Annotated in this window: 5 protein-coding genes; all 5 read right to left on the reverse strand. The window is 64.2% G+C overall.

Going from position 1 to position 6587, the window contains the following annotated elements; translation table 11 throughout:
• Positions 1 to 34 precede the first annotated feature (34 nt).
• The 5 genes from C1D09_RS01090 to hisS all read right to left on the reverse strand — a co-directional run bounded on the left by C1D09_RS01090 (position 35) and on the right by hisS (position 6568).
• Positions 35 to 1138 carry a calcium:cation antiporter gene (locus C1D09_RS01090; protein WP_143972587.1) on the reverse strand — a complete coding sequence of 368 codons (1104 nt, stop codon included), beginning with the start codon at positions 1136 to 1138 and terminating at the stop codon, positions 35 to 37.
• Positions 1139 to 1207: 69 nt separating this feature from the next.
• Positions 1208 to 2980, reverse strand: a complete 1773-nt coding sequence (locus C1D09_RS01095) for an AMP-binding protein (RefSeq protein WP_143972588.1) — start codon at positions 2978 to 2980, stop codon at positions 1208 to 1210.
• A 93-nt stretch (positions 2981 to 3073) separates the two neighbouring features.
• Entirely contained in the window at positions 3074 to 3772 is a 699-nt protein-coding gene (gene hisG / locus C1D09_RS01100; protein WP_143972589.1) for an ATP phosphoribosyltransferase, read from the reverse strand.
• The gene (locus tag C1D09_RS01105) at positions 3769 to 4890 is read right to left on the reverse strand and encodes an ATP phosphoribosyltransferase regulatory subunit (RefSeq protein WP_143972590.1); all 1122 of its coding nucleotides are present in this window, start codon (positions 4888 to 4890) and stop codon (positions 3769 to 3771) included. Before C1D09_RS01105 ends, hisG begins: the two co-directional genes overlap by 4 nt.
• Before the next feature lie 181 nt (positions 4891 to 5071).
• On the reverse strand, positions 5072 to 6568 hold the full coding sequence (gene hisS / locus C1D09_RS01110) for a histidine--tRNA ligase (RefSeq protein WP_143972591.1): 1497 nt from the start codon (positions 6566 to 6568) through the stop codon (positions 5072 to 5074).
• Positions 6569 to 6587 lie beyond the last annotated feature (19 nt).

The raw sequence follows: 6587 nt of genomic DNA on the forward strand, positions 1-6587 counted from the left end.
TTGCGCACCTGATCGCTCACTTGCACCAAGGATTTCATGGTACAAATATCAAAAATACGTAAGTAAAAAATGCCACAAGATGGACCATTCCGGTCAAGAACGTCGTTCTTTCAGTGCTGAAGCTTACATTGCATATGAAAAGCGCCAAGACCAAAAGGACCGCATCAGCTGCCGGCAGCCCCAGGGTCAGTCCTCTCCCCGTCAGCAGGCTGGCGGCTGCGACTCCCGGTATCGTCAGGCCGATCGTGGCGCAAGCCGAACCCATCGCGACATTCAAACCGCGCTGCAGCTCATTGTTTAGTGAAGCGCGAACCGCCGAAATGGCCTCCGGCATCAACACCACCCCCGCGATCATTGCCCCCACAATGCTGTCGGCCTGGGTCACCTGATAGGCAACGAGCGTATCTTCGACGCTTGCCGCGACCTGCTCGGCGAGCATGACAATTCCGATCAGCCCGGCCATCAGCAGCAGAGCGCTGGCGAAGATGTTCTCGTGGGGGGCAGCGCGCACCGAAACGTCGTGTGGTTGTCCCTGGATGAAGTCTTCCCGGTGCCGGACCGTCTGCGCGAACACGAAGCTTGCATAGAGCAGCACTGAAAGGACGCTGACGAAACCAAGTTGGGCTGCCGAAAACGTGCCGGGATCCGTGGCCTGGGTATAGGTCGGCAGAATAAGCGTCATGACGGTCAGCGCGATCAGAACCGCCAGATAGGCACTGGTCCCTTGCCGCACGATGGCCTGCTTGCGGTGACGCCAGCCGCCAAGCGCGAGACACATGCCGACAACGCCGGTGGATGTGATCATCACCGTCGAGAAGACGGACTCCCGTGCCAGCGTCGGGTTGTTCTCTCCATGCAGCATCATGGAAACAATGATCGACACTTCTATTGCCGTGACGGCAAAGGTCAGCACCAGCGTGCCATAGGGCTCCCCTACCCGCCGAGCCACCGCCTCGGCGTGGTCGAGCACCACGAAAATGGTGATGAACATGATCGCACTCGACAGCGCACCGACAAGGATCCTGGCGTTCAGCGAACCTTGGTCCACCGACAGCCCGCTGGCTCTGACCGCGACAGCCATCACCAAGGCGGCCAGCGGCATCGCATAGGAAGTCACCGATCGTCCAAAACCGCTCATCCAAGCCCCTGCGTGCTTCAGCGAACCTTGGCTGCATTGGCGCACCGACGGATCGAAGCGTTCACCCGTTCACGCCGTCTTCTGCGCCACCAGCCCCAATTCCTCGACCATCGCCTGACGCATCAGGAACTTCTGCGGCTTGCCGGTCACCGTCATCGGCAGTTCGGTGCGGAAGCGGATGTGGCGCGGGATCTTGTAGTGTGCGATCTGGCCGGCGCAGAAGGTCTTGATCTCCTGCTCCGTGGCGACCTGGCCGGGCTTGAGCACGATCCAGGCGCACAGCTCTTCGCCATATTTGGCGTCGGGAATACCGAACACCTGCACCTCCCGGATCTTGGGATGGCGATAGAGGAACTCCTCGACCTCTCTGGGATAGACGTTCTCGCCGCCGCGGATAACCATGTCCTTGACCCGGCCGACAATGTTGCAATAGCCCTCCGCGTCGATGGTGGCGAGATCGCCGGTGTGCATCCAGCCATCGGTGTCGATCGCCTCGCGGGTCTTTTCGGCGTCGTCCCAATAGCCCTTCATCACGGAATAGCCGCGCGTGCAGAGCTCGCCGGGCGCGCCGACCGCGACGGTGGCGCCATCGGCGTCGATGGCCTTGACCTCGACATGAGGGTGGATACGCCCGACGGTGGAAACGCGCTTTTCCAGAGGGTCGTCGACGCCGCTCTGGAAGGAGACCGGGCTGGTTTCGGTCATGCCGTAGGCGATGGTCACCTCGGACATATGCATGAGCGACACCACCTTCTTCATCACCTCGATGGGACATGGCGATCCGGCCATGATGCCAGTGCGCAGGGTGGAGAGGTCGAAGGTCGCGAAATCCGCATGGTCCAGCATGCCGACGAACATGGTCGGCACACCGTAGAGGCCGGTGCAGCGTTCCTGGGCCACGGCCTTCAACGTCGCGCCAGGATCGAAACCCTCACCGGGAAACACCATGGTCGCGCCCTTGGTGACGCAGCCCATCGTGCCCATCGACATGCCGAAGCAATGATAGAGCGGCACCGGGATGCAGAGCCGGTCATCAACGGTGAGCTTGACCGCCGAGGTGACGAAATTGCCGTTGTTGACGATGTTGTGGTGCGTCAGCGTCGCGCCCTTGGGCGCGCCGGTCGTGCCCGAAGTGAACTGGATGTTGATCGCATCGCCGGGCTTCAGCCCCTCGGAAATGCGGTCAAGACTGTCATGCTCGTCGCGGCCGGCCATGGCCAGCACGTCGGCAAAATTGAACATGCCCGGCGAATTGTCTTCGCCCATGCGGATGACGATCTTCAGATCAGGCAATTTTTGCGCCTTCAGCTTGCCCGGCGTGGCCTTCGCGATCTCCGGCGCCAGCGTCTCGATCATGCCGAGATAGTCCGAGGTCTTGAAACTGGCGGCCGTGACCAAAGCCTTGCAGCCGACCTTGTTCAGCGCATATTCCAGCTCGGTCAGCCGGTAGGCCGGGTTGATGTTGACCAGGATCAGGCCGATGCGGGCGGTGGCGAACTGCGTCACCAGCCATTCCCAGCGGTTGGGCGACCAGATGCCGACGCGGTCGCCCTTTTCGAGGCCCAGCGCCAGAAACCCGGCAGCCAGCGCATCCACCGTGTCCGACAGTTCGCTCCAGGTGAAGCGCTTGTCCTGGCCGACGAAGACGGCGGCATCCTGCGTGGCATATTTGCTGGCCGTGTCGGAGAAAAGGGCCGGAATGGTCTTGTCGAGCAGCGGCACCTTGCGCTCCCCCGAGACATGCGCCCTGCCGTCGATGGGTGCGATAAAGACGTTGCCGGCGCGCCCGGCGCGGCCGCGCAGATTGGTGGCGTTCTTCAGCTCGTCGAGATTGACCGGCATCGCTGTTTCCTCCCAGGCCACGCCGAGTCTATCAGCCCGGCGGGGCAGTGGAAATCCTGTCGATGGTCGTCGAGATCTGGCCCCTCGGACGCGTTATCCGACCGCCGCCGCCATCTTCGCCGCGATGTCGCGCAAGACCGCTTCGTCAGCCACCGAACGCGATCTGCGCGACGCCACCAGACAGGCCTGCGACTTCAAGACCACGCCGTCGCCCAGCACCTTGAGATGGTTGGCGCGTAGCGTCGAGCCTGTCGTGGTAATGTCGACGATGACATCGGCCAGCCCAGCTGCCGGCGCGCCCTCGGTGGCACCCAGGCTCTCGACGATGCGATAGACCTGGATGCCGTGTTTTTGCGAAAAGAACTGCTGCGTCAGCCGCCAGTATTTGGTGGCGATCCGCAGCCGCCGGCCGTGGCGCTGGCGGAAATCGGCGGCAACGTCGTCGAGATCGGCCATGGTGTCGACATCGAGCCAGATTTCGGGCACCGCCACCACGACATCGGCATGGCCGAAGCCGAGGCGGGCGACGATTTCGGCGCGGGCTTCCCAGTCGGCGAGATTTTCGCGCACCAGATCCTCGCCGGTGATGCCGATGTCGACGGCGCCCTGCCCGATTTCGCCCGATATTTCAGAAGCTGACAGGAAGGCGACCTCGACATTGTCCAGGCCCTCGACACGGGCATGATACTTGCGCTCGTCGCCGGGCAGGCTGATGGCGAGGCCGGCCTTGGCCAGCACTTCCAGCGCCTGTTCCTTGAGCCGGCCCTTCGATGGGATCGCCAGCGTGATCATGGTGCCGTCTCCCGCAACGCCTCGATGCGGTCGAGCCAGACGGAAAAGCCGACGCCGGGGATGGCCGTCTTCGCACCAAGCAGCGTCAGCAGCCGATCGTAGCGGCCGCCACCGGCCAGGGCGCGCTCTCCGCCTTGCGCCGCGATTTCGAAAACCACACCGGTGTAATAATCGAGCGGACGGCCGAAGGCGGCATCGTAGCGGATTTCTTCCGCCGGCAAGCCATGCGCCTCGATCGCCTTGGCACGGGCGGCGAATTTCTCCAGCGCTGCGCCCAGCGACAGCCCGGCACCGGCGGCGAAGCTTTCCAGCGCCTGCGCCGCGCCATCGAGGGGCACGTCGATCGCCAGAAAATTCTTCAGCGCTGCGAAGGCCTCGTTCGACAGCCGCACGCTGCGCAACTCGGCCTTCTCGATCAGCCGCCGCGCGATGTCGGAGGGCACGCGGCCGGCCGATGCCGACAGGCCGGCCTCTTCCATGCCGTCGGCGATGTGTGCCGAAAGACCGTCAAGATCCCCGTCGAGGACAAGGGCGGCGACCTCGCCGGAGAGCTGCCCGTTGCGCGGCGGGTTTGCGAGGTCGGCAAGTGCCGCCTGCAGCATCGGCGCCGAGCCGAAGGCGCGGGCCAGCCGCATGCGCCAGCCGCGCGGCAGTCCGAGCGCCGCCAGCACCGCTTCGAAGATGCCCTGGTCGCCCAGCGTGACCGCCAACGACCGGCCGGGCAGCACCAGCGACAGCAGCGCATGCGCGTCGGCCACGGAGCGGGCGTCGGCCTCGGCGGTATCGCGGTCGCCGAGATCCTCGATGCCGGCCTGGAAGAATTCGTTGCCGCCTTCGCGGCGCTGGCGAAACACTTCGCCGAGATAGGAATAGCGGCGCGGCGTGCCGGCCTGCGAGCTTATATGGTCGAGACAGACCGGAATGGTGAATTCGGGCCGCAGGCACAGTGTCTGCCCGGTCTCGCTCTCGGTGAGGAAGATGCGACGGCGCAGATCCTCGCCGGCCATGTCGAGGAACGGATCCGCCGGTTGCAGTACGGCCACCTCTACCGCATGCGTGTTGCGGGTGGCGAAGAGACTGGTGATGTCGGCTGCGATGGCGGGGAAGCGGGAGGTCATGTGGCGGGCCCCTCCCTTCTCCCCCTGTGGGAGAAGGTGGATCGGCGCACGGCCCCGAGACGTATGAGGGGTGGGTGACGGAATGCGACGTTGGCATTGCCTGGGGCACCCCTCATCCGACCTCGCTTCGCGAGGCCACCTTCTCCCACAAAGGGAGAAGCACAAGAGAAGGCCGTGCTCGTCACTTGTACCGTTCCTCGGCCTGCGCCGCCAGGATCTTCTTCACTTCCGCGACCAATTCACCTTCCGCCACGGTCACCTGCGCCGGGCGCGCCGCGCGCCATTCGGCGTTGTCGGTGATTTCGGCCGACATGCGCGCGCCTTCGATCAGGTCCTTGATCTGCAGTTCGCCCTTGGCGCGCTCGTCGCCGCCCTGGATGATGGCGATCGGGCAACCGCGCCGGTCGGCATATTTGAGCTGCGCCTTCATGCCGGCGCCGCCGAGATACATCTCGGAACGGATGCCGGCGGCCCGCAAGTCGCTCACCATCTTCTGGTAGCGGCCGAGGCTTTCGGTGTCCTTGTCCATGACCAGGACGACAACCGGCGCGATCACATCGGCGCTGTCGAGTTTGCCGAGATTCTTCAGCGCCGTCATCAGCCGCGACACGCCGATCGAAAAGCCTGTCGCCGGCACCGGCTCGCCACGGAAGCGCGAGACCAGGCCGTCATAACGCCCACCGCCGCCGACCGAGCCGAAGCGCACGATCTGCCCGTCCTCGTTGGGGATTTCGGCCAGAAGTTCGGCTTCAAATACCGGGCCGGTGTAATATTCGAGGCCGCGCACCACCGAGCGGTCCATGGCGATGCGGTCTTCGCCATATCCCGCCGCCCTGACAAGGGCTTCGATGACCGCAAGTTCGCCGACGCCTTGCTGATAGGTCGCGTTCGAATTGACCATGGAATCCTGGCCGGCCAGCGCATTTCTCGCCGTTGCCTGAAGAACCGCCTCGGCTTGCCCGTTGTTCAAGCCTGCCCCCTTGGCGAAATCACCTTCGCCTTCCTTGCCACCATCCCAGCGCCCCGGGCCAAGCAGAAGCTTCACCCCTTCCGGCCCGAGCTTGTCCAGCTTGTCGATCGCGCGCAGCACGGTCAGCCGGCGTCCGGCATTCTCGTCGCCGCCAAGGCCGATCGCCTCCAGCACGCCGTCGAGCACCTTGCGGTTGTTGACGCGGATGACGTAGTCGCCGCGCTTGACGCCGAGCGCTTCCATGACGTCGGCCATCATCATCGCCATCTCGGCGTCGGCGGCGACGCCTGGCGTGCCGATCGTGTCGGCGTCAAACTGCATGAACTGGCGGAAGCGGCCGGGGCCGGGCTTCTCGTTGCGGAACACCCAGCCGGAGCGGTAGCTGCGGTAGGGCTTGGGCAGGCGCTCGTAGTTCTCGGCGACGAAACGCGCCGTCGGCGCGGTAAGATCGTAGCGCAGCGACAGCCACTGCTCGTCATCGTCCTGGAAAGAGAAGACGCCCTCGTTCGGCCGGTCCTGGTCGGGCAGGAATTTTCCGAGCGCATCGGTGTATTCGATCAGCGGCTGGTCGGCGGGTTCAAAGCCGTAGAGCTCATAGACCGAGCGGATCGTCGCCATCATCTTCTCGACGGCGCGAATGTCCTCGGCACTGCGGTCGGCAAAACCGCGCGGCAGCCGCGCTTTCGTCTTTTCCGATTTGTCGACCATGAATTGGCACCTGATGTTT

The sequence above is a fragment of the Mesorhizobium intechi genome, from assembly GCF_002879535.1.
GTDB lineage: Bacteria > Pseudomonadota > Alphaproteobacteria > Rhizobiales > Rhizobiaceae > Mesorhizobium > Mesorhizobium intechi.